Origin of the sequence: Thiomicrospira microaerophila, assembly GCF_000934765.1 — a bacterium.
Lineage (GTDB): Bacteria > Pseudomonadota > Gammaproteobacteria > Thiomicrospirales > Thiomicrospiraceae > Thiomicrospira > Thiomicrospira microaerophila.
Map to the genome: position 1 here is coordinate 23,643 of NZ_JYNN01000016.1, position 21,644 is coordinate 45,286.

Sequence of the window (21,644 nt, forward strand, 5' to 3'; positions counted from 1 at the left end):
CCGGGTTAAGCGATTAAGGCAGGTGCCAGTCTATTTGGTTTTGCATCATAAATTTGATTTCATGCATGCTAATCCAGGTGAGCATGTCATCAAAGCTGTCTGAATAAGGGTCGAGCTGAAAGTAGCGGTTACCGTCACAGTTTGTTTGCTCCCTGGGGTTGGCGTTATTGCAGTTCGCCCAGGTTTGCGCACCGTTGCGGCCATAGCTGCCCACAATGACCGGCACGTGGCGTATGATGTAATTGGCGGCGCTCTGTGTCAGACTCGTACAGCTGGTGGCGTTTTCACTGCAAACCACCAACCCATTGCTTCCCGTCTGTGTCCCTATCGGAGGCGTCAGGAGATTAAAATAAGGTGGCCTAGCTCGAGTGGGTTGGACGTCGATACAACTAGAGGGCGCACAAAAGCTATCACAATTGGTTTGGGCGTTGGTGCCGCAATATTGTCGATAAGGTGTTTGACAGAGATAGTGCGCGGCATGCGCGGTGCCTGGTTCAGCAAAGAGGCTAGCCGCTTCACAGCTTTGTGTAATTCTGCTGAGGCTACTGGCGCCTCCATTCACTTTATAGAAAAAAGGCTGACCAAAGCCATCTAACCGTCCAACTCCATCTAACTGAAGATAAGGAAGTCGACCATAGGTGTTTGTGCAGCGTCCCGAGGTTCGATTCTCAAGGCCGTCTCCGCTGGTGTCTGGACAAGGCAAGAAGCCGTTAATCACCACATAACTTAATAAGGCCTGGCGAATGTGTTCAAGTTCAACGTTGGTTTTCTGGTATTGCTTATTGCTTGCATAAGTTGATAGGCCTGACGTAGCGATGGTTAAGATTAACCCCATAATAAATAAACCAATCAATACCTCCAGCAAACTAAAGCCTTTTTGTTTCTTGCATCTCAGGGGCATGTCATAATACCTCGCCAGTTTGCACCAACAGGATTGTCATCCCGAGAAAAATCGGCTGGGCACGCCGTTGATGGATTTGTTTGATTATTGCAGTCATTAAACCAATGCGCTTGCGCATTGGGTAGGCGACAAAGTTTATGACGCTGTGGCCTGAGACGCTGTAATAGCATGCCATGCCATTCATTGTGGGTAATGGCGGCGACTAGCATGGGACGACTAAACTGACCGATTGTTGGGTCGGTTAAAAAATGGTTAAAGTCACGCTCGTCTATAAACAGAAAAGCCACGATATTTGTTTGGTGGCCGAGTCTCAAAAACCCACTACCCGGGCTATTTGGATTGAGCGGCGCGTAGCGTTGCGTAGGGGGATTGTTATAGTCACTGTTTTGAATGACATACCGGCTATCAACCACATAGTAAATTGGCGTGTTTGACGGATTAAACTGAACATAACGAGAATGTATTCCTTGCGGTAAGCGCCCTGCGGCAAAATCCACGCCCTGACCACACGGCGTATTCATCGCACCATCACCGTTACTATCAGGACACGGCAGATAACCGGGGCTAGGTACGCGGTCATTTGGAAAAAAACCACTTGATGTATTTGTGATTTGAATTTCTGGAAGGTTGGCAGCGTAAATGAGTAGGTTTAGTTTTGCTTGTTGAAGTAGGTCGAGCTGTTTTTGTTGCTGATTTAACTTGAGGGTTTGCGCATTGGGCTTTAAATACATTAAACCTGCACCACTGACGATGCCAACCAGTATTAAAAAATAAACTAACGAAAAACCACGCTGTTTAAGTAAAGTATTCACTGCTAATCCTTGACAGGCCTAAGCGCGATCATCACGCGAATTTATGAAATATCCAGGTTAACAAGCTTGGCCAACGTATGTTTACGTCACGTTTGAAGCCGTGCAATCAAAAGTGTATGACCGCTTGTTATTTGATACAAATCCTATACAATAACCAAATATAAACGCTAAACCCACCCTTTAACCATTGAGTAAACTATGAAATATCATAACAATACACATTATAAGCATGGCGATCAAGCCGCGATAGGCGTGCTGATTACTAATTTAGGCACACCGGATGCGCCGACTAAGCAAGCCTTAAAACCTTACCTAAAAGAATTCTTGTGGGATCCAAGAGTGGTTGAACCGCCACCTGCGCGTTGGTTGTGGTGGTTGATTTTGAACGGCATTATCTTGAACACGCGCCCCGCCAAGTCCGCGGAGGCTTATGAAGAAGTTTGGGGTTCTGAAGGGCCTGGTTCACCTCTGCTCGATATTACCCAACGTCAGTTGGATGGAATTAAACAGCGACTTAATCTGAAGTATCCAGGTAAGATCGTGTTTGAGCTGGCGATGCGTTATGGCAACCCCTCAATTGAATCGGCACTGAAAAAAATGGAAGCCCAAGGGGTACAACGCTTGATTGTGGTGCCTTTGTATCCACAGTATGCTGGCGCAACCACGGCTTCTACCTTTGATAAGCTGACCGAGGTATTGCGTGGTTGGCGTTGGATTCCTGAATTACGGTTTGTTAACCACTATCATCGTCATCCAGGTTATATCAAAGCGCTGGCCAATTCAATTCGTGAACACCAGGCGGAGCATGGCAAGCCCGATTTATTGGTAATGTCTTATCATGGCGTACCAAAGCGCTATTTGGACAACGGCGATCCTTATCATTGTGAGTGTCATGTCACCTCGCGTCTGGTCGCGCAAGAATTGGGGTTGAGCAAAGAGGAATATCGCGTTACCTTCCAGTCATTATTTGGTAAAGAAGAATGGCTCAAACCCTATACCGATGCCACAATGAAAGCCCTGCCTGGGGATGGTTTTAAGCATGTGCAGGTTATTTGCCCCGGCTTTTCAGCCGACTGTTTGGAAACGATTGAAGAAATTGATGGGGAAAACCGTGAGTATTTTGAGCATGCTGGCGGTGAAAAATTTAGTTATATTAAAGCACTGAATAGTCGCGAAGACCATTTGGATGCGTTATCCGACTTAATTTTACAGCACACGCAAGGTTGGGTGGAGCGAGATGGTTTTGATGCGGATGAAGATGACGCCGAGCGTGCGCGTGTTAAAGAAAATGCGCGTGCAATGGGTTGTCCGATTTAAGGCGTAATGATGTTTAAGCTAATTTATTTTGTGCCGGCGGCCCAGTTAGAGCAAACCAAGCTAGCGGTGTTTAGTGTTGGCGCGGGTCGGTTGGGTAACTATGAACACTGTGCTTGGCAAGCGCTGGGTGTCGGTCAATTTAAACCCTGTGAAGGCAGTCAGCCTTTTATTGGTCAGCAAGGTGAGTTAGAGCAGGTGGAGGAATATCGGGTTGAAGTGCTGGTTGATCCCGCTTGTATTCAGCAGGCGGTAGCGGCATTAAAAGCCGCCCATCCGTACGAAGAGCCCGCCTACGAAGTGATCAAGCTCGAAGCGTTTTAACCCGCCTATTTCATTTATTAGTGGCGGTGGTGACCCATGCCGTGACCGCCGCCTTGCATTTGCCCCATTCCCATGATTTTACGCACCGGTGCTTGAATCATTTTTTCTGAACCATCTTGCATAATAAGTTTAATATCAACTAGGTCGCCGGCTTTTAACGCACGCGTAGGGCCGATGAGCATCACATGCAATCCACCCGGTTTTAATTCGGTTTGCCCCATCGCGGGTACGCTGATTTCGGGGATTTCACGCATCCTCATCACCCCGTTGTCATGAATGTGAGTGTGGAGTTCAACGGTTTTTGCCGCATCTGAATCGGCACGCACGACAGCAATCGGTTGGTCGCTAGAGTTAATCAAAGTCATAAACGCGCCCGTTGCCGGTGCGACCGGCGGCATTTCGCGCACAAACGGGTTTTCAACATCAAGCTGGGCAGCTTGATTGGCTTGTACAGCTAGGCTCATTAGGCCGGCTAAAGCAACACTGGTTAGGCTAATTAGTTTATTCATGGTGTTATCCTTTTGTTTTCTTAAGGGGTAAGGTATCGGTTAATGGCATCTAAAAACTGTTCGGCATTTAAACCGTGCGGTAGTTGTTCGCGTAATACACCTTGTTGGTCAATTACATAGGTAAAGGCCGAATGGTCAACCGCATAGTTTTCGCTGCCATCTTCGACTTTTTCATACACCGCACCGTAACGTCTAGCGACTTCTGCAATGACATCAGGTGTACTGGTTAAGCCAATGATATTGGCATCAAAATAATCGGCATACTGTTGTAAACGCTCCGGGCTATCACGCTCTGGATCCACCGAGATAAATAGAATTTCAAGGTTATCTCTTTGCGTTTGGTTAATCTGACGGTAGGCCATTGATAAGTAACCTAAATTGGTCGGGCAGATGTCCGGGCAAAAGGTATAGCCAAAATAAGCCAGCACCAGCTTGCCTTTGAAGTCAGACAGGGAGACTTCACCGCGTGGCGACATCAGCGTAAAGTCTCCACCTGGCGGCGCCTCTAAACTAATTTTGTGCGCACTTGGGTGGCTATCGGGTGTGGGTTTAATAACATAAATTAATGCATAGCTACCCGCTAGAAATACACCAAAAGCGAGGGTCAATAGTAAAAAGGCACGATTAAGCTTATGTTGCGGCATCAAAAAGTCTCCAAGTAAAATTAAAAACCTTATTCTACAAGAACTGAAGGAACGAAGCCGTCGTAAATTGGGAACTGAAGAGGCCTTGTAGTCACGTTAGGTTCGCATGGATTTATTCTACGGGTATTCATTGCGAAGAGTATTGAGAAAGTCTTGAGATGTTTAATCCCGCTCACCGGCACTGGATGAAAACGCGCACACACACCCCCGTCATGCCGGCGAAGGCCGAAATCTCATACCGACGGCGCAAAACCTCAAAAGATCCCGGCCTTCGCCGGGATGACAGCTGATATGTGTTGTGCTGAGGGATGTTGGCTTGAGAGATTGCTTCACTTCGTTCGCAATGACGGTGGGTTGAGTGTTTTGAACAAAAACAAGATTGAATTCAAAGGTTACAACAGCACCCGCTCAACCCCCTCTTTTTCCACCTTGGCGACAAACTCGTTTTTCCATTCTTTGCCAATTAGGTTATTGGCTAACTCGACCACAATATAATCGGTTTTTAACCCTGTGTCGTCTTGATAGCGGTTAAGGCCCTGTTGACAAGCGGGGCAAGAGGTCAGTAGCTTGACATTACCATTGACCGCTTTTTCTTCGCCGGTGAGGTCTTTAATTCCCTTTTTCAGCTCTTCTTCCTTGCGGAATCGAAGCTGATTGGCAATGTCAGGACGTGCGGTGGCGAGTGTACCGGCTTCACTGCAACAACGATCACTAAGTGGCACATTAATCCCCGTCAAGGTCGAGGCGACCTTGGTTGAGTCGTATTTTTTCATCGGGTCATGGCACGGCGCATGATACATATACTGCACCCCACCGGTGCTTTCCATTTTGACGCCCTTTTCCATTAGATATTCGTGAATATCTAACAAGCGACAACCTGGGAATATCTGCTCAAATTCATATTTAAGCAACTGATCCATACAGGTACCACAAGACACCAACACGGTTTTAATATCCATGTAGTTGAGGGTATTGGCCACTCGATGGAATAACGCACGGTTTTCAGTGGTGATTTGTGAGCCTTTGGCGGCTTGACCTGCCGCTGTTTGTGGATAACCACAACACAGATAACCTGGCGGTAAAATCGTTTGTGCGCCGGTTTCATACAACATCGCCAAGGTGGCTAAACTGATGTCGCTAAACAAACGCTCCGAGCCACAGCCAGGGAAATAAAACACTGCTTCGGATTCTTCGGTTGTTTTTTTCGGGTCGCGTAAAATCGGCACAATCGTGCGATCTTCGAGTTTGAGTAACGAACGCATAGTCGGCTGATTCGGGCCAGTATCCAAAGGTTTGCGCACAAAATGAATCACCTGCTGGGTCACCGGCGTATTGCCTGTTGATTTAGCAGGTAACTGATCTTTTGAACCGAGTATTCCTGTCCATTTCGCCAGCTTATGACCCATACGCTGACCCAACGCGCCCCAACCAATCATGGTGGTACGTAATAGTTTAACCAGGCCTGGTTGTCCGGTATTCAAATAAAACAACGCCGCCTTGGTGCCAAGGCTAACTTTTTTCTTACCCATATCGGTCAAGATTTTGCGCATCCGAATCGACACATCGCCAAAATCAATATCAACGGGGCAAGGCGCTTCACATTTATGACAAGTAGTACAGTGATCGGCCACATCGTTCATTGCATCAAAATGATGCATCGAAATTCCGCGACGCGTTTGCTCTTCGTATAAGAAAGCTTCAATCATTTGGCCTGTGGCCAGTATTTTATTTCGCGGCGAATAGAGTAAATTCGCGCGCGGAATATGCGTCTGACAAACAGGTTTACATTTGCCACAGCGTAAGCAATCTTTAATATCGTTATTTAATTGATCCAACTCACTGGCTTCAAGAATCAAGGCTTCCTGTTTAACTAACGACAAGGAGGGGGTATAGGCATTATGCAAGCCAGAACCCGGCATTAACTTGCCCTTGTTAAAATGACCATTAGGGTCAACCTTGTTTTTGTATTCAACAAACGCTTGAATTTTTTCCGGTGAAAGGAACTCAATCTTGGTCAAACCGATACCATGTTCACCCGATATTACTCCCCCCAAATCGGTGGCGAGTTTCATCACCCGCTCCACAATGGTTTCGGCTTGGTGAATCATCCGATAGTTATTGGAGTGAACTGGAATATTGGTATGAATATTGCCATCGCCAGCATGCATATGTAGCGCAACAAACAACCTTGCATTACGCACTTCATAATGCAGTTCTTTTAAGCGTTTCATCATCGGCTCAAAATCATGGCCCATGAAGGTTTGTTTTAAAAAATCTAACACTTCTCTACGATAAGAGATCACCAAGTCACGCCGTAAAATCAGCTTAACCAACGCCTCTTGCCCGCGTATTTCGGTACGCGCGGCTTCATCCAGCAAGTCTAAGAACTGTTCAGCAGGCTGGTCAAGGCCGTTATATAGGTTCTGCCATTTACGTTTAACCTGTGCCAAATGCGCCAGCGTTGTATCAACCTTCGATTTGAAATAGGCCGCAGGATCCCCTTGCGAATCTTCAAAGTCATCGACCAGCGTGTATTCTTTGATTTCCGCTTTAAAATAGTCTTCTAACGCATCGATAATTTCGATTTTGTTTTGCATCGACATTTCGATATTAATGCGTTCAATGCCTTCGTTATATTCATTCAAGCGTGGTAATGGAATCACCACATCTTCATTGATCTTAAACGCATTGGTATGCGCAGAAATCGCGGCTGTGCGTGAACGGTCCAACCAAAAGCGCTTGCGGGCTTCAGCGGTGACCGCGACAAAGCCTTCGGCATTGCGCTTTTTCGCCAGCTCAACGATTTCTTGGCAGGTTTTGGCCACCTCAAAGCCGTTATCACCGGCGATATCACCAATCAAAATCATCTTCGGTAGTTCACGCCGATTGGCTTTGGTATTGTATTTAACCGCCCGCACATAACGCTCGTCCAAGTGCTCCAGACCGGCTAATAAAATACCCTCTGCCTTTTTGCTTTCGATAAAGTCGGTGATTTCGACAATCGCCGGTACCGCCAAACTTAAGTCCGTACCAAAAAACTCAAGGCAGACGGTGCGAATATGCTCTGGCATCCGATGCAATACAAAACGTGCTGAGGTAATCAACCCATCACAGCCTTCTTTTTGCACCCCTGGCAAGCCACTTAAAAACTTATCAGTCACGTCTTTACCCAGGCCTGCTTGGCGAAATGCCGAGCCTGGAATATCTAAACGTTCAACCTCACCTTTTGGCGTTTTGCCATCAGACTCATAACGATGCAACTCAAAACTCACCGTCGCTTGGTCTTGTAACTTGCCAAGATTATGGTTAACACGCACTACTTCCATCCAGCTGGCATCCGGCATCACCATTTTCCACGAGGCGAGGTTATCGAGTGTCGTCCCCCAAAGCACGGCTTTTTTACCGCCAGCGTTCATTGAGATATTACCCCCAATGGTCGAGGCATCATGCGAGGTCGGATCAACGGCAAACACCAAACCATTGCGCTCAGCCAATTCCGTCACACGTTTAGTCACCACACCCGCCCCAGTGCGCACCGTAGGCACCTTAACACCAACGCCAGGCAACTCCACTTTTTCAACCAGGCTTAAAAACTCAAGTTTTTCGGTGTTAATTACCGCTGTATTGGCATCCAATGGAATAGCGCCGCCAGTGTAGCCCGTGCCGCCACCTCGCGGAATAATGATCAACCCCAGCTCAATACAGGCCGCCACAATATCGGCGGTTTCTTGTTCGGTATCAGGGCAAATCACCACCAAGGGCAACTCTACTCGCCAATCGGTGGCATCAGTGGCATGCGACACACGTGCTAAGCCGCCGAAATCGACATTATCTAGACGGGTAATTTTTTTCAGTCGCTTGCTAACTTTTTGACGCAAGGTAATTTGCGCGGGAAACCAGTCTTCAAATTGCTTGACCGCCTGACGCACGGCATTTAACAGCGATTCGGCCAATTTATTGTTGTTTAACCGCGATTCTACCTGCGACAAACGATGATGCAACGCCTCGGTCAAGGCCGCACGTCGCTTAGCATTTTCTAATAAATCATCTTGAATATAGGGATTGCGCGTCACGACCCACATATCCCCCAACACCTCAAACAGCATTTGCGCTGAGCGTCCGGTACCTCGGCTTTCGCGCAATTGCTCTACCGTTTGCCAACCCGATTCCCCTATAAAACGCGTCACGATCTCACGATCTGAAAACGAAGTATAGTTATAGGGAATCTCACGAATACGCTTGTTTGTGTTCATAGGTTTTGGCTCACCAGATTGTTCTTAAGGTTTAAGGGTAAAAAAGCACCGTTTCCGGTGCCTTAAAAGATTATCGCTGTCGACTTCTTTCACGTGTTCGTTTGGATTCTCGGAAGGTATCCACACGACGCTTACGCTGTTTTTGCTGTTCGGTTAAACCGTCCTTATTCAGATCAAACGGATTATCTCCGACACGGAACTCAACCACCACTGGGGTGCCTTCCCACTTAAAGGCTTTACGGAAAGTATTTTCTAAGTAACGCTTATAGGGTGCAGGGGTTTTATCAATTTTATTACCATGAATAATCACACGCGGCGGGTTCAAACCACCCAAATGCGCATAACGCATTTTTAAACGACGCCCACCCACCAGCGGCGGTTGATGGTCCAATACCGCCTGCTCTAGTACGCGGTTTAAATCTGAGGTCGAGATTTTCTGCGTGGCAGCACGATAGACTTTTTTAACTGTTTTAAATAAATCACCCACACCGCTACCGTGTAAAGCCGAAATCAAATGGGTTTTGGCATATTCGACAAACTGCAGCCTAAAATCAAGTTCATGTTTAATTTTAGCGCGCTGATCGGCATCCAAACCATCCCACTTATTCACCGCCAATACCAAGCCACGCCCAGACTCAATGGCCAGACCCAGCAGGGTTAAATCTTGATCAGTAATACCTTCCGAGCCGTCCATCAGCATCACAACAACATGGGCATCCTGCATCGCCTCAATCGCTTTAATCACCGAAAACTTTTCAACTTTTTCCGCCACGTTTTTGCGTCGACGAACACCGGCGGTATCAATCAGGGTATAGTCTTGGCCATCCCGTTCAAACGGAATATAGATGCTATCTCGCGTTGTCCCAGGCATGTCAAACGCCACCACACGATCTTCGCCTAGCATCCGATTGACCAAGGTTGATTTACCGACGTTTGGCCGGCCAATAATCGCCACCCGAATACCAGGATGCTCGTCCAAATCAAACCCATCATCTAACGGATTAATCGGTAGGCGTTCAATCAAATCATCAACCGCTTCGGCAACGTTATCGCCATGTGCCGATGAAATGCCAATCGGTTCGCCCAAGCCCATACCATAGAACTCAGCGGTAATCACATCCAGATTACAGCCTTCGGTTTTATTTACCAACAACTGAACAGGCTTACCGTAGCTGCGGATATATTGGGCTATTGCCTCATCAGCGGGATTAAGCCCCGCGCGACCATCGACAATAAAAAATACGCCATGCGCTTCAGCCAAGGCTTGTTGCACCTGACCCGCCATTAACGGGTCAACCCCTTCCATATCGCCACTCAAGCCACCGGTATCAACGACTATATAATCGTAATCGCCCACCTTGCCTGTGCCGTATTGGCGATCACGCGTTAAACCAGGAAAATCGGCAACTATCGCGTCACGTGTCTTGGTTAAACGGTTAAATAAAGTGGATTTACCCACATTAGGACGCCCTACAAGGGCAATAATCGGTTTACTCATGGTTTCTCATTATTTGTCTGAATGGCGTGACCAGGCCTGGTTGTAAAAACACCATTAAAACGATACGCACTGACATTGCCGTCGGTATCTAATACATAATAACGTTGTTGCTGTTGATAAATATCTAAAATCTCTTGTCCTGCATCGAGGTGATTCGCATGCTTAAAACGTCCTACAATACTACCATCTTTTGGATCAACCCAATGTAGGTAACCTAAGCCATCGGCCAACATGAGTTGTGGCTGAGCTCCACGCTCACTATCTAAACGCACATCGGCTAAACGGCGATATTTAAGCGCCTGTTGATTCCAATATTCTGTACCGGTAGCTGGATCTAATGCGCGGAGAATGTCGTCTTCATCAACCAGATAAATGACTTGATTGTGAACAATAAAATCACGGAACCCTGAAATATCCTTCGCCCAAATCAAATTGCCATTCGCTGGGTTAATCGCCACCATCCGACCGTTATAACTGAGTACAAACAAGCGTCCGTCAGCCAATACCGGTGTGGCTTGAATATCGACCATTCTTTCAAGGTCGGTGCGTCCAGACGGTGTAGCAATACGCGCATCCCATAACTTTTCGCCCGACTGAAGTGATAGCGCCTCTAAAAACCCTGACTCTCGACCTATAAACAGGCGTTCTTTGTCTAGCACAACAGGTGCGGCACCGCGCAAAAACAAATTGGGCATTTGATGATCGGCTGTCCAAATCACTCGCCCTGTTTGCCGGTTAAGTGATACCAAGCGCCCGTCATTTGTGCGCACTAAAAGCATTTGCCCTGCCACCACAGGCTGACTCACTACTTCCGCACCTAGGTTTTCAACCCATTGTACCTGACCGGTTTTAGCATCTAGCGCAATGACATCACCTTTCGCGCTACCCACAATCAACTGATCACCGACAACCACTGGCCCTGCCAGTAAAACGGCGTCCATCCGGGTCTGCCAAGCAACCTGATCAGTATGACGCGCTTGATTTTGCTTAATAAACGCCGTCAGTAACCCAGAACTTGCCGCGACATACAGGTGTGTTGAATCCGATGCCATCCGTAAGCTACGGCCATCGGCTTCAGCCAACAAGTTTAAGTTAACTTGCCAATCTAACGCCATTTGATAACGCTGCTCAACAGGCTGTAATTCTGTAGGAATACGCACGGTCTGTGACGTTGAGCTGCAGCCTTGAACCAGCAATGCACTGGCGAGCGCGCCAATTAAAAAATAGGTTTTCATTCGATTGCTAAGTCATCCATTTGAATACTTGCCAGATTACGCAGATCGGGCTGCGCTTGCTCATTATCCGCTACAGACTTAAACAACTGGTGTGCTTGCTCAATTTTTTGCTGAGCCAGCGCAACTAAGGCCGCCACATAGTCTACATTGGCTTTAGCTTCCGGCGTTAAACGCTGCGCATTGAGCTGTGTGATCTGTTGCTGTGCCGCGCTAAAATCTGCTTGTTGCATGTAGATACGCGCTAAACGCAGTTGCGCGACCTGCTTTAAATCAATCGACTGCTTGCTGTTTACCAACCAGTTTAAAGCGTCAATCGCATCCTCGACGTCACCCGCCTGCAAGTGAAAATTTGCCAACATCAGGGCGGCTGAACCCGCATAGGGGCTTTTAGGCTGCTCTTGCATTAAACGACGTGCTTCACGCGATACCTCGCCAAATACACCCGCTTCATGGCTCATATCCAACACTTCAAACACACTTGACGCTTCCGCGGCTTTGCTAAAGGTGTAGCTCTGCCAATAGCGATACCCGGAAAACGCCACCACAACAGCCAAAATAACACTAAGTAGTAGCGTGCCGTATTTATCCCACCATGCCTTGATTGTTTCTAGCTGATCCTGCTCTGTATCATGACGACTCATATGCTATCTAAACCCTTTATTTAGTGTCTGTTGACGGCTGATTAAAAAATGTAATTAATTGATCCCAAGCAACCGTTTGCTGCTCGGCTTCTGTTCGCAGCGATTTAATAGTCACCACCTGCTGAGTAACTTCGTCCTCCCCCAAAATCAAGGCATAAGCCGCGCCCGATTTATCGGCTTTTTTAAACTGGCTTTTGAAGCTACCGCCGCCGCTATTCATCACGACTTTATATTGTGGTAACGCATCGCGCAACATCTCGGCCATCACCAGGCCGGGTTGTAATGTCGAGTCGCCAGCTAAAACAATATAAATATCCGCACTCGGTGTTTCGCTAATTTTTTGCTGATCTATCAGTAGCGCCATTAAACGCTCAATCCCCATTGCAAAACCAACGGCAGGGGTAGCTTTGCCACCAATTTGTTCAACCAAGCCATCATAGCGCCCACCGGCACACACCGTACCCTGCGCACCCAACTCCGTCGTTACCCATTCGAACACCGTGCGATTGTAATAATCCAAACCGCGCACTAGATTGGGGTTCACCACATAGTCTATCCCTAAGCAATCCAATGCCGCACAAACCTGTTCAAAATGGTGTTTGGACTCCACATCTAACGCATCAATCAGCTTAGGCGCCCCCGCCACTATCTCCGCCATCGCCGGGTTTTTGCTGTCTAAAATGCGCAAGGGATTGGTCTGCAGACGACGTTGACTGTCCTCATCAAGCTGGTCTGAAAACTGACTTAAATAACTAACGAGCTGCTCGCGATAATCTGCACGCGCTTGTTGACTGCCCAGTGAGTTAATCTGTAACTCTAAATTATCTATGCCCAAGGCATCCCATAAACGCGCGCTAAGCAAAATCAACTCAATATCAATATCTGGCCCATTTAAGCCAAATACTTCAACACCCAATTGATGAAACTGACGATACCGCCCTTTTTGCGGACGCTCATGGCGAAACATCGGGCCTGAATAATAGACCTTCTGCACTTGATTGTGCAGTAAACCATTTTCAATCATTGCCCGAACACAGCCCGCTGTCCCTTCGGGGCGTAAAGATAAACTATCGCCATTACGATCCGCAAAGGTATACATTTCTTTCTCTACGATATCGGTAACTTCACCAATTGAGCGCGAAAACAATTCCGTTTTTTCGACAATCGGTAGGCGAACCTGCTGGTAACCATATTGGGCAAGCACTTGCTCAGCTTGACTCAGGATGGTCGAAAACGCCTGAGATGGCAGCGCGTATAGATCGTTCATGCCGCGAATAGCGGAAATTTGTTTAGACATAAAATGGGCTAACCTAATACTTTTAAAGTAATTTAAACATTACGAAAACAGATCAACAAACAAGTAGACCACCAATAACAAGACAAATAAAACAATCAATGTAACGAGCCAACGCGTATTACGTGGCGCCTGCAAGTTAAGATTTTTCTGTTGAATCGTTCTTAATTTAGAATAGGTTTTCTCGATTTGCTTGGCACTCATCAGGTGACTGCTTATATCGACATCCAATATGGTTGCATAATTGCGCAAATGACCACGTTCAAAAGGCGACAAGTCTATAGCATCCGCCCTATTTTCTAAGTCCTCAATTTTTTCAGGCACTAACTTCATTTGCTCGGATAACTGCTCAAAACTGATGTTTTTTTCCAGTCTTTTTTGCCGCAATAAATTACTCAACTCCGCAGAACCTAAGCTTGGATCGATCTTTTCAATGTCTTTCATTTACACTTTCCTTTTTCAAAGGAGTTACAACGCACGCGATGCATTGAGCGCCTGCGGATTAAATTCAATGGGATGCAGGGTTCGCTTAGTGCGGTCTTTCACCTTGCCTGCCAACTGACCACAGGCCGCATCAATATCATCACCACGCGTTTTACGAATCGTACAATTTAATCCCGCTTCCTTTAATCGTGCTTGAAAACGGTGCACCGCATTATTCGATGAACGCTTATAGTCCGTATTTGGAAAAGGATTAAATGGAATCAAATTAATCTTTGAAGGTAGGTCCTTAATCAAGCGAACAAGCTGATCGGCATGTTCTAAGTGGTCATTCACACCATCCAACATTACATACTCAACCGTAATATGTTTTTTTGAATTCCCGCCCTCCACATAACGAAACAAGGCCGGCATCAAGACTTCCAACGGGTACTTTTTATTAATAGGAACCAGCTGGTCACGCAATGCATTATTCGGTGCATGCAAAGAAATCGCCAAACTGACATCTACCTCATGTTTTAACTTATCAATCGCCGGCACAACCCCAGCGGTACTAATGGTGACACGACGCTTGGATAAACCATACGCATTGTCTTCCATTAAAATACGCGCGACAGGAAAGACATGTGTGATATTGAGCAAAGGCTCCCCCATGCCCATAAACACCACATTGCTGATCACCCGTTCATCGCGTGGTGTCACACCCAATGCCTTATTCGCCACCCACATCTGCGCGATAATTTCCCAGTTTTCTAGGTTACGGTTGAAACCTTGCTGTGCAGTAGAACAAAATGTACATTCTAGCGCACAACCGACTTGCGACGAAATGCACAGGGTGCCGCGATCGTCTTCTGGGATAAACACCGTTTCAATACAGTTGTGGTTATCGACCTCTAGCACCCACTTAATCGTGCCATCGGCAGAACGCTGCTCCTCGACAATACGCGGTGTGCGAATTTGAGCCACTTGCTTCAATTTTTCACGCAAAACCTTACTGACATTGGTCATTTGATCAAAGTCACTCACACCCATTTGATGAATCCACTTCATCACTTGCACAGCACGAAAGGGTTTTTCACCTAACGCTGCAAAAAACACCTCTAAGGCGGCGCGATCCATGCCTAGTAAATCTATCTTTTCAGCGCTATCCGCCATTCAATTGCCTCTAAGGTAAAGTTTAAACTCGGTTTTATACAAAAATTTCATGTTCAGTAAAGAAAAACGCTATCTCACGCGCGGCACTTTCTGGCGAATCGGATCCATGCACACAATTAAGTCGAGTAGACTCTGCAAAATCAGCACGAATAGTATTGGCTGCCGCTTTGGTTGGGTCTGTCACCCCCATAATCTCACGATTCAATTGAATCGCATTTTCGCCCGCCAATACCTGGACGACACAAGGGCTTGAGGTCATAAAATCAACCAGCGGCTGATAAAATTCACGCCCTTGATGCTCGGCATAAAACTCAGCGGCCTGTTGCTCGGTCATCTGAATCATTTTCATCGCGACTGGACGTAAACCCTTAGCTTCAAAACGTCTGACAATCTCGCCAGTAAGGTGCTTTTTAACGGCATCGGGCTTGATAATCGAAAGTGTTAGTTCAGGCATAAGTTTTCCTTGCGATATAGAAAAAGGCTTTTATTTTAACAAGTCTCTCAACACTTTGCACAAAGATACTTGATTAAAAACAAAAAAAGCCTTGGTGCCTGTCGAACTAAACCGGCTAAAGCAAAAAAAGTCTGATTTCGCTTTGCATTCTTCGACTGAGTCAGTTTTTGTTCAATTTTGGGGAAAGTAGCACGCTATCTGACGAAAGAGTGAGCAAAAATTGGCCAAATTCAGCTTTTTTGCAGCTGATTGGCCCCTAGCCCGGATATATCCGGGCTAGGCACTATGCATGCTCACTTCTTTTCTTGTTCCCGCGCGCAGCGACGCGGCAACCTCGCAAGGGCATGAGCGCGGATTGTAACTCAGCGTGACTTAGACACTAAATGATTCACCGCAACCGCACATATCTTTAACGTTCGGGTTACGGAAATCAAATCCCTCATTCAGCAAGCTCTCTTTAACATAGTCCATTTCCATGCCATCAATATTTTTTAAACTTTTAGCATCAACGATCACCTTAACACCAAAGCTTTCAAACACCTGATCACCTTCTTCTATTTCATCCGCATAATCGACCAAATAGGCAAAGCCAGTACAGCCGCTCACCTTTGTTGCGACACGCAGACCGATACCATGTCCACGTTTTTCGAGCATCGTTTTCACGCGTTGCGCGCCTGCTTGCGTTAACGTCACGGCCATAGCTACCCCCTTCTTCGTTTATTGTGCTTATCGAGCAATGTCTGTAAATTAACCTCTGATAAAAAATCTTCAATCATACCGCTTAAATCATCCCAAAGTCGATGCGATAAGCACTGCTTGCCCGATTGACAGTTCGCCTTGCCTTCACACTTGCGTGGGTCTAGCTTTTCATCAACAGCAAAAATAATCTCACTAATACTAATTTGACCCGCCGGGCGACTTAAACGGTAGCCCCCTCCGGGTCCACGTGCACTGCGCACTAAGTCCGCACGCTTCATTTTAGAAAACAACTGTTCTAAGTAAGACAATGAAATATCTTGCCTTTGTGATATTTCAGACAAGGTAATTGAGCCTAAGTCTTGGTTTAATGCGATGTCGATCATCGCGGTCACGGCATAACGCCCTTTTGATGTTAGTTTCATGGTTTATTTATCGTCCTTGCTAAATGTGAAGCAATTGTATAATAACCAAGCAAAACACTCAACCTTTATGCAAGTGTGCCGCTTGCATAGGATCATCAGGTTCCAATACGGCACCTTCAAGATCAGGTAGATGCATATCTACCTTTTTGCCACCCAAACGCTCAACTTCTTGACTTAACTGTGCCAAACGCTCATCCTGTGCTTGCACATGATCCAACAAACTATAAATCGCCTTCTCTATCGGGTCATCCGCGCCCTGCGTCACGCCATAAGCATCAAAGCCTATCTTTTCAGCAATCTGTTTACGTTTTTGCAGCTTTTCATCCGAGCTACGCGTCACAATACGGCCAGGTATGCCTACCACCGTCTTATCAGCCGGCACATCCTTTATCACCACGGCATTAGACCCCACCCGCGCATCATCACCAATAGTGATGGGGCCTAAAATTTTTGCGCCGGCCCCCACTACTACACGGGCACCGAGTGTCGGATGGCGCTTGCCTTCTTGCCAACTAGTACCGCCTAGCGTCACGCCATGATACAAAGTACAATCATCCCCAATTTCTGCCGTTTCACCAATTACGACACCCATACCGTGGTCGATAAATACCCGCTCGCCAATTTTAGCCGCGGGATGTATTTCAATCCCCGTAAACCATCGCGCGGTTGTCGCAATAAAACGCGCCAACCATTTTAAGCCTTTACCCCACAAAAAATGGGCGACCCGATACCAAATAATCGCATGCACCCCCGGATAGGTAGTGAGCACATCCCACAGATTACGAGCAGCGGGATCACGATCAAAAACACATTTAACATCCTGACGAATTCGTTTAAACATTTTTCGCCTCAGGCGTTTGCAAACGCACCTGCCGCTGCGTCGCGGTCAATATTCCCCGTAAAATATCGAGCTCTTTAACATCCAATTCCGCACGGTTATAAAGACGACGCATACGACGCATAAAGCGCGCATTTTTTTCAGGATCTAGAAATTCAATATCTATCAAGGTTTGATGTAAGTGCGCATAAAAACCTTCCATCTGCACGCTAGAGGCCTGTTCAAACTTATAGCCAGATGCCTCATTATCTTGCTTGTCTACAGCTTGCTCAGCCAACCAGGCTATACGGCATTCATAACAAAACACCTGCACCGCCGCCGCTAGATTTAACGAACTATACTCAGGGTTGGAAGGAATATGCGCCAAATAATGACACAAATCCAGCTCGGCATTACTTAAACCTGAATCCTCACGACCAAACACCATCGCCATGGTCGAGTGACTCGCTTTGCTCATGGCGAGTTCTGCCGTTTGCCGAACATCCAACTGGGGCCATGCGACTTTGCGCAAACGTGCGCTCGCGCCTACCACCATATCACAATCCGCAATCGCATCTTGCAAACTATCACACACCTGTGCATTGGCTAATACATCTCCAGCGCCGGAGGCGCGCGATGAAGCCGCATGACTTGGAAACTCATTCGGGTTCACCAGATAAAGTTGGCTCAAGCCCATATTTTTCATCGCCCTTGCCACCCCACCAATATTTCCTGGATGCGAGGTTTCAACCAGCACCACACGAATATTATCAAGCAAATTGACCGACATATTTTTTTCTGGCATACCCTTGTTCCAATTTTGTTTTATAATAATCAGCTTAGATATTAGTTTACCCTCTCTTTAATAAATTGGAAACCACGATGCACCCTATTCTAAATGTAGCGATGATGGCGGCGCGCGAAGCCGGCGAGCTGATTATGCGCAGTATTGACAAGATTGACCAACTCACAATTGAACAAAAAGACAGAAACAATTATGTGAGCGAAGTCGATAAAGCCGCCGAACAAACTATTATTCGCGCTATTCATAAATATTATCCTGATCATGCTATTTTGGCTGAAGAAAGCGGCCGCAACCAAGCCAAATCGGATTTCGAGTGGATTATTGACCCTCTGGATGGCACCACTAATTTTTTGCATCAGTTTCCACAGTTCTCGATTTCTATCGCTGTTCTTGAAAAAGGCAAACTGATGCATGGCGTGGTGTTTGACCCAACCCGTGATGAAATGTTTTATGCCAGTCGTGGTCAGGGTGCGCGCATGAATAATCGTCGCCTTCGTGTTACCGAGCAAAAAACGCTGAACAATGCTTTATTAGCCACGGGCTTCCCTTACTATGAGTTTGACTACATAGACAGCTACTTGGCCAGTTTTAAATCCTTTATGCAATCCACCGCTGGCATACGTCGCGCGGGATCAGCGGCGTTGGATTTAGCCTATGTCGCCGCAGGGCGTGTTGATGGTTACTGGGAATTTAATCTAAAACCTTGGGATATCGCGGCGGGTATTTTGCTGGTCAAAGAAGCGGGCGGCTTATGCACAGATTTTGCTGGCACTGAAAATCAACTCGAAACCGGCAATGTATTAGCCTGTACGCCAAAAATAATGAAAGAAATGATGCAAACCCTGGTAAAAACCGTGCCAGCAGAACTTAGAAAGTAGGTTATAGCTTCAAAGACATCAACACGGCGTGTTCGCGCCCTGTTGATGTTTGATAATAGTTTTTTCGCATGCCATCTTGCTGAAAACCGATTTTTTGATAAATATGGCGTGCGATTTTATTGGATTCTCTTACCTCAAGCAGCAAGGTTTGATAATCAGATTCATCAAACCGTTTAATCAGCGCTTGCATGGCCGCCTTCGCCACCCCCTGACCTTGATAATCGCTATCCACCGCCAGATTAAGTAGGTGCAACTCGTCTAGTACAGGCAACAGGATCATATAACCCAATGCTCGATTATCCGCCCCCTGCATCACAAAACTAACGCTATCCGCCAACGCCTGCTCAAACCCTTTTTTTGACCAGGGCACTAAATGCACACGTTGCTCAACCGAAACCGCCCAATCCAAATCTGTTTCATCCATCAAGCGTAAACAATCAAACCTCGACACGATTGAAGCCAGCCTCCAATAATGCCAAATAAACATCGCGCTTTAACAGTGGCTGATCCAGCATCTGCTCAAAACTGGGCAAAACAACTAGCTGTGCACCTTCTATCAACATTTCATTGATCGGGTGATCCGCATCCATCGTAAACACCCTTTCAGCACCGGTCTCAATGATCTGTTCCAGCACCTCGAACTGCAGGTCTTCATCCTGCAAACCATCAGTATCAAAAAAACGCATTTGACTGACATCAGAAAGATGAAACTGGAAAATGGCCTGCCATAACAACCAGGCCTGGTTGTTATCGGCTTGCCAAGTTGCGTTTAAACCTGAGCCTAATAGCACCCAGAAAGGAAGAACTGGCTGTTGGTTGGTTTTAGCCAGCGGCATGACATCAGATTCATCATTCAGATGTAAAGCCGAATCAACGACAGGCGCAAGCTCAACGCCAGCCTGCTGAAAAGCGGGTTTAGCTTGCCAAGCACTCACCCCTAACTCGGCAAGCAGGCCTGGTGATAACTGAACACTTGGCATCAAGCTTTAAACCGTTTCTTGCCATTGCGGATGGGCTTTATTATCATCGATGGCAAACTTGTTCAACGCATTAATGTAAGCCTTCGCAGAGGCGGTAACGATATCCGAATCCGAACCCTGACCATTCACAATACGCCCACCTTTTTCAAGACGCACCGTGGTTTCACCCAATGAATCAGTGCCATTGGTGACATTGCTAACAGAGTAGAGCTCTAAAGTTGTGCCCGAACCGATAATCTGCTCAATCGCTTTAAAAGTGGCATCAACCGCACCGCTGCCTTTGATTTGCGCAGAATGCTCTTTCCCGTTCACCCACAAGGTGACCGCGGCATGAGGTAGCTCACCCATTTCCGTTGAAACCTTAAGCGCCATTAAACGAATGGTTTCGTTCTCAACGCGCTCAATATTGGCATCCGTAACCAACGCCTGTAAGTCTTCATCATAAATTTCGTGCTTGCGATCGGCCAAGTCTTTAAATAGTTTAAAGGCTTCATTAAGCTGCTGTTCAGTTTCAAACTCAATGCCCAGTTCTTGCAGGCGTGTGCGGAATGCATTGCGACCCGAATGCTTGCCCAACACCATTTTATTGGTGCTCCAGCCTACATCTTCAGCACGCATAATTTCATAGGTTTCACGATGTTTTAAAACACCATCTTGATGAATGCCCGACTCATGCGCAAACGCATTCGCACCAACAATGGCTTTATTCGGCTGCACGCTAAATCCAGTAATGTTCGAAACTAAGCGCGATGCCGCCAAAATCTCTGGGGTATGGATACGGCTATCAACATCAAAATAATCCTGTCGGGTACGAATCGCCATCACCACTTCTTCGAGTGCGGTATTGCCCGCACGCTCACCCAAACCGTTAATGGTGCACTCAACCTGACGCGCGCCATTCGAGACTGCGGCAAGAGAGTTAGCAACCGCCAAGCCTAAGTCATTATGACAGTGTGCAGAGAAAACAGCCTTGTCCGAGTTTGGCACACGTTCGATAATGTTTTTAAACAACAAACCAAATTGCTTCGGCACGTTATAACCGACGGTATCTGGAATATTTATCGTGGTGGCACCCGCCTTAATCACCGCTTCTATCACACGGCACAAAAAGTCTAGCTCAGAACGACCTGCATCTTCAGGTGAAAACTCAACATTATCGGTAAATTGGCGCGCACGCTTCACTGCCCAAACGGCGCGCTCAACCACTTCATCCGGAGTCATGCGCAGCTTCATTTGCATATGAATCGGTGAGGTGGCAATAAAAGTATGAATTCGACCAGAATTGGCTGGTTTAATCGCTTCACCGGCACGCACAATATCATTTTCTACCGCTCGCGCGAGACCACAAATCGTTGAGTCTTTGATGACCGAGGCGACGGCTTTTACCGATTCAAAATCACCTTCACTGGCAGCAGGAAACCCCGCCTCAATCACATCCACTCGCATTTTTTCGAGTTGTTTGGCGATGCGCACTTTCTCTTCTTTGGTCATCGACGCGCCTGGACTCTGCTCGCCATCGCGCAAGGTGGTATCAAATATCACTAAATGGTCTTTCATATATTTATCTC

22 protein-coding genes are annotated in these 21,644 nt (G+C 46.8%); 3 read left to right on the plus strand and 19 right to left on the minus strand.

The window, feature by feature from the left end; all coding sequences use genetic code 11:
* Positions 1-13: 13 nt before the first annotated feature.
* Both NA59_RS14305 and NA59_RS06795 read right to left on the minus strand, forming a co-directional pair.
* Complete coding sequence (locus NA59_RS14305) at positions 14-901, minus strand: type II secretion system protein (RefSeq protein WP_052501512.1); 888 nt, start codon at positions 899-901, stop codon at positions 14-16.
* Positions 892-1,713, minus strand: coding sequence for a hypothetical protein (locus tag NA59_RS06795; RefSeq protein WP_052501513.1), 822 nt, complete (start codon positions 1,711-1,713; stop codon positions 892-894). The genes NA59_RS14305 and NA59_RS06795 overlap by 10 nt, the downstream gene beginning before the upstream one ends.
* A 198-nt stretch (positions 1,714-1,911) precedes the next feature.
* On the opposite strand from NA59_RS06795, the gene hemH reads away from it, so the two are divergent.
* Both hemH and NA59_RS06805 read left to right on the plus strand, forming a co-directional pair.
* On the plus strand, positions 1,912-3,030 hold the full coding sequence (gene hemH, locus NA59_RS06800; RefSeq protein ID WP_044410001.1) for a ferrochelatase: 1,119 nt from the start codon (positions 1,912-1,914) through the stop codon (positions 3,028-3,030).
* A 9-nt stretch (positions 3,031-3,039) separates the two neighbouring features.
* Positions 3,040-3,351: a YqfO family protein gene (locus tag NA59_RS06805; RefSeq protein WP_044410004.1), complete on the plus strand. Its 312-nt coding sequence runs from the start codon at positions 3,040-3,042 to the stop codon at positions 3,349-3,351.
* A 17-nt stretch (positions 3,352-3,368) separates the two neighbouring features.
* Here NA59_RS06805 and NA59_RS06810 read toward each other — a convergent pair whose 3' ends face one another.
* The 14 genes from NA59_RS06810 to NA59_RS06875 form a co-directional block, all read right to left on the minus strand.
* On the minus strand, positions 3,369-3,860 hold the full coding sequence (locus NA59_RS06810; RefSeq protein ID WP_044410007.1) for a copper chaperone PCu(A)C: 492 nt from the start codon (positions 3,858-3,860) through the stop codon (positions 3,369-3,371).
* Between the two features lie 20 nt (positions 3,861-3,880).
* Positions 3,881-4,504, minus strand: a complete 624-nt coding sequence (locus NA59_RS06815; protein ID WP_044410010.1) for an SCO family protein — start codon at positions 4,502-4,504, stop codon at positions 3,881-3,883.
* Positions 4,505-4,896: 392 nt separating this feature from the next.
* Positions 4,897-8,757, minus strand: a complete 3,861-nt coding sequence (locus NA59_RS06820) for a DUF3683 domain-containing protein (protein ID WP_044410013.1) — start codon at positions 8,755-8,757, stop codon at positions 4,897-4,899.
* 70 nt (positions 8,758-8,827) lie between these two features.
* A complete protein-coding gene (der, locus tag NA59_RS06825; protein WP_044410016.1) occupies positions 8,828-10,255 on the minus strand; it encodes a ribosome biogenesis GTPase Der in 1,428 nt (475 codons plus the stop codon).
* A complete protein-coding gene (gene bamB / locus NA59_RS06830) occupies positions 10,252-11,490 on the minus strand; it encodes an outer membrane protein assembly factor BamB (protein WP_044410018.1) in 1,239 nt (412 codons plus the stop codon). Before bamB ends, der begins: the two co-directional genes overlap by 4 nt.
* Positions 11,487-12,131, minus strand: a complete 645-nt coding sequence (locus NA59_RS06835; protein ID WP_044410021.1) for a YfgM family protein — start codon at positions 12,129-12,131, stop codon at positions 11,487-11,489. The genes bamB and NA59_RS06835 overlap by 4 nt, the downstream gene beginning before the upstream one ends.
* Before the next feature lie 16 nt (positions 12,132-12,147).
* Positions 12,148-13,428: a histidine--tRNA ligase gene (gene hisS, locus NA59_RS06840; RefSeq protein ID WP_044410023.1), complete on the minus strand. Its 1,281-nt coding sequence runs from the start codon at positions 13,426-13,428 to the stop codon at positions 12,148-12,150.
* 39 nt (positions 13,429-13,467) lie between these two features.
* The gene (locus NA59_RS06845) at positions 13,468-13,869 is read right to left on the minus strand and encodes a helix-turn-helix domain-containing protein (protein ID WP_044410026.1); all 402 of its coding nucleotides are present in this window, start codon (positions 13,867-13,869) and stop codon (positions 13,468-13,470) included.
* Positions 13,870-13,893: 24 nt separating this feature from the next.
* Positions 13,894-15,021 carry a dual-specificity RNA methyltransferase RlmN gene (gene rlmN / locus NA59_RS06850; RefSeq protein ID WP_044410029.1) on the minus strand — a complete coding sequence of 376 codons (1,128 nt, stop codon included), beginning with the start codon at positions 15,019-15,021 and terminating at the stop codon, positions 13,894-13,896.
* Positions 15,022-15,055: 34 nt separating this feature from the next.
* On the minus strand, positions 15,056-15,475 hold the full coding sequence (gene ndk, locus NA59_RS06855; protein WP_044410032.1) for a nucleoside-diphosphate kinase: 420 nt from the start codon (positions 15,473-15,475) through the stop codon (positions 15,056-15,058).
* 372 nt (positions 15,476-15,847) lie between these two features.
* Positions 15,848-16,174, minus strand: coding sequence for a HesB/IscA family protein (locus tag NA59_RS06860; protein ID WP_044410035.1), 327 nt, complete (start codon positions 16,172-16,174; stop codon positions 15,848-15,850).
* A 2-nt stretch (positions 16,175-16,176) separates the two neighbouring features.
* A complete protein-coding gene (locus NA59_RS06865) occupies positions 16,177-16,596 on the minus strand; it encodes an Rrf2 family transcriptional regulator (RefSeq protein ID WP_044410038.1) in 420 nt (139 codons plus the stop codon).
* Between the two features lie 58 nt (positions 16,597-16,654).
* Positions 16,655-17,437 (minus strand): serine O-acetyltransferase, encoded by a 783-nt coding sequence (cysE, locus tag NA59_RS06870; protein ID WP_044410041.1) that lies wholly within the window; start codon positions 17,435-17,437, stop codon positions 16,655-16,657.
* Complete coding sequence (locus NA59_RS06875; RefSeq protein WP_083945001.1) at positions 17,430-18,218, minus strand: RNA methyltransferase; 789 nt, start codon at positions 18,216-18,218, stop codon at positions 17,430-17,432. The genes cysE and NA59_RS06875 overlap by 8 nt, the downstream gene beginning before the upstream one ends.
* A 77-nt stretch (positions 18,219-18,295) precedes the next feature.
* On the opposite strand from NA59_RS06875, the gene NA59_RS06880 reads away from it, so the two are divergent.
* Positions 18,296-19,096 (plus strand): inositol monophosphatase family protein, encoded by an 801-nt coding sequence (locus tag NA59_RS06880; RefSeq protein ID WP_044410044.1) that lies wholly within the window; start codon positions 18,296-18,298, stop codon positions 19,094-19,096.
* A gap of 1 nt (position 19,097) precedes the next feature.
* Here NA59_RS06880 and rimI read toward each other — a convergent pair whose 3' ends face one another.
* The 3 genes from rimI to NA59_RS06895 are packed head-to-tail and all read right to left on the minus strand — an operon-like array spanning position 19,098 to position 21,633.
* On the minus strand, positions 19,098-19,547 hold the full coding sequence (gene rimI / locus NA59_RS06885) for a ribosomal protein S18-alanine N-acetyltransferase (protein ID WP_052501514.1): 450 nt from the start codon (positions 19,545-19,547) through the stop codon (positions 19,098-19,100).
* Complete coding sequence (locus tag NA59_RS06890; RefSeq protein WP_044410049.1) at positions 19,534-20,076, minus strand: hypothetical protein; 543 nt, start codon at positions 20,074-20,076, stop codon at positions 19,534-19,536. The genes rimI and NA59_RS06890 overlap by 14 nt, the downstream gene beginning before the upstream one ends.
* A gap of 6 nt (positions 20,077-20,082) precedes the next feature.
* A complete protein-coding gene (locus NA59_RS06895) occupies positions 20,083-21,633 on the minus strand; it encodes a 2-isopropylmalate synthase (protein ID WP_044410052.1) in 1,551 nt (516 codons plus the stop codon).
* Positions 21,634-21,644 lie beyond the last annotated feature (11 nt).

Coding starts and splice junctions, on each gene's coding strand:
- hisS (WP_044410023.1), bottom strand. CDS start 13,428: ATGTCTAAACAAATTTCCGCTATTCGCGGCATGAACGATCTATACGCG.
- NA59_RS14305 (WP_052501512.1), bottom strand. CDS start 901: ATGCCCCTGAGATGCAAGAAACAAAAAGGCTTTAGTTTGCTGGAGGTA.
- NA59_RS06810 (WP_044410007.1), bottom strand. CDS start 3,860: ATGAATAAACTAATTAGCCTAACCAGTGTTGCTTTAGCCGGCCTAATG.
- NA59_RS06875 (WP_083945001.1), bottom strand. CDS start 18,218: ATGCCAGAAAAAAATATGTCGGTCAATTTGCTTGATAATATTCGTGTG.
- NA59_RS06865 (WP_044410038.1), bottom strand. CDS start 16,596: ATGAAACTAACATCAAAAGGGCGTTATGCCGTGACCGCGATGATCGAC.
- NA59_RS06845 (WP_044410026.1), bottom strand. CDS start 13,869: ATGAAAGACATTGAAAAGATCGATCCAAGCTTAGGTTCTGCGGAGTTG.
- ndk (WP_044410032.1), bottom strand. CDS start 15,475: ATGCCTGAACTAACACTTTCGATTATCAAGCCCGATGCCGTTAAAAAG.
- NA59_RS06805 (WP_044410004.1), top strand. CDS start 3,040: ATGTTTAAGCTAATTTATTTTGTGCCGGCGGCCCAGTTAGAGCAAACC.
- NA59_RS06815 (WP_044410010.1), bottom strand. CDS start 4,504: ATGCCGCAACATAAGCTTAATCGTGCCTTTTTACTATTGACCCTCGCT.
- bamB (WP_044410018.1), bottom strand. CDS start 11,490: ATGAAAACCTATTTTTTAATTGGCGCGCTCGCCAGTGCATTGCTGGTT.
- NA59_RS06895 (WP_044410052.1), bottom strand. CDS start 21,633: ATGAAAGACCATTTAGTGATATTTGATACCACCTTGCGCGATGGCGAG.
- NA59_RS06835 (WP_044410021.1), bottom strand. CDS start 12,131: ATGAGTCGTCATGATACAGAGCAGGATCAGCTAGAAACAATCAAGGCA.
- der (WP_044410016.1), bottom strand. CDS start 10,255: ATGAGTAAACCGATTATTGCCCTTGTAGGGCGTCCTAATGTGGGTAAA.
- NA59_RS06820 (WP_044410013.1), bottom strand. CDS start 8,757: ATGAACACAAACAAGCGTATTCGTGAGATTCCCTATAACTATACTTCG.
- NA59_RS06880 (WP_044410044.1), top strand. CDS start 18,296: ATGCACCCTATTCTAAATGTAGCGATGATGGCGGCGCGCGAAGCCGGC.
- NA59_RS06860 (WP_044410035.1), bottom strand. CDS start 16,174: ATGGCCGTGACGTTAACGCAAGCAGGCGCGCAACGCGTGAAAACGATG.
- rlmN (WP_044410029.1), bottom strand. CDS start 15,021: ATGGCGGATAGCGCTGAAAAGATAGATTTACTAGGCATGGATCGCGCC.
- NA59_RS06890 (WP_044410049.1), bottom strand. CDS start 20,076: ATGCCAAGTGTTCAGTTATCACCAGGCCTGCTTGCCGAGTTAGGGGTG.
- hemH (WP_044410001.1), top strand. CDS start 1,912: ATGAAATATCATAACAATACACATTATAAGCATGGCGATCAAGCCGCG.
- cysE (WP_044410041.1), bottom strand. CDS start 17,437: ATGTTTAAACGAATTCGTCAGGATGTTAAATGTGTTTTTGATCGTGAT.